This window comes from Candidatus Ulvibacter alkanivorans, assembly GCF_003333325.1.
Taxonomy (GTDB): domain Bacteria; phylum Bacteroidota; class Bacteroidia; order Flavobacteriales; family Flavobacteriaceae; genus Ulvibacter_A; species Ulvibacter_A alkanivorans.
Map to the genome: position 1 here is coordinate 1 of NZ_QOLC01000105.1, position 1,333 is coordinate 1,333.

Annotated in this window: 1 protein-coding gene; it reads right to left on the reverse strand. The window is 39.2% G+C overall.

The features are described 5' to 3' along the window. Window positions 1–1,333, reverse strand: a 1,333-nt coding sequence (locus DWA30_RS13365) for a putative type IV secretion/conjugal transfer ATPase (protein WP_498365829.1), incomplete at both ends; no start/stop codon positions are given.

A 1,333-nucleotide genomic window follows, 5' to 3' on the forward strand; every position in this document is an offset into this window, starting at 1 on the left:
TCTTATCAAATAAGTATAAGGATCTTTAACAATACTTGGGTCATCGTTGTTAGCAACCAGTTTCTCTATAGCATCTTTTGCAGTTCCTCCCGGAAACTCCGAAGCCAATATACTTCTGGCCTTACCGGCTGAACCAAGCTCTTCGGTAAGCTGACTACGCAATGTCGCATCTTCAGCAGTGGTAGAGAACGCCCATAATTCTACGGGGCTGATTGTGCTGAACAAATATTGAGAATACTGACCATTTTTTGTCACAAAGTTATATACAAAAGGCACACCTTTCTTACGTGGACCATTCAAATAACTTTTTACAATATCCGTAGTTGTAAAGTTCAAATTAAATCTCTTTGCAACTTCTCTATAACTGGAGCCACCACTCATGATGAAGGTTCCTGTTGCTATATCAATCATATTGTCGTCAAAGTCAGTATGTATTTGTGATGCAAGCACAACCTGTAAGTTCCACTTACGACCCTCACGCATATCCGTTAATACCTGCTCTCTTACAGAAGGCACTGTAGATGTTCTATGGAATTCGTCCATACACAATCTTTTCTTGGTTTGACGAATTTTCTTCGCTCTGTCCAAGTGATACTTTCTATAAAGTGGAGGACAGTCATTTGCGAACTCTTTGCTCAATTTGTAGTTTTTACCAACAACGTGACGCGCAAGCATGTACATAATACCAGTCTGCTTACTAGCACTTGGCCCACCTGACTTTGCAACTTCATCAAGGTCAAGAGAGATGACACGAGAATCTGCCAAATCAAACACAGTTGGGCTGTTCAAAATCTTAAACTGATTCACGGCCTCAGATATAGAACGCTGGAAAATTTCCAACATGCTTTCTCTTGTCTCTACTTCAGGTTTAGAATACAAATCTTTTATTGAAGGAGAGTTCTGTGCTATATCAACACACTCTTCAAGCAAAGGAACAGCATATTTTTGAGCCTGAGCAGCTTCATGCTTATGCCCTAAGTCGAAAAGCTTATCGACAACTTCCCACCAACTCATATCGTCACCTTTTGCATCAACACCGTAAGTATGAAGTATCTCATCTACTTTCTTTGAAAGATTAGGAATATACTTTTTAGGCTCATTTTCATCAGAAAAATAATCGTAAACAGCGTCTATAACAGCACCAGCCATATTTTCAGAAGAAGCATAAGGCTTTTCTTGACCTGCTGGAGTCATTAGTAGCGTCAAAAAGTTTGTCAAGAACATTCTGTCTGCTGGTGTTGGGTGTCTGAATCCTAATTGGGTATCAAATACGTTTATTGCGTATTCATTTGTATTTTGAATTCTTTCATATATAGCAAGATGCTTTTGGGAT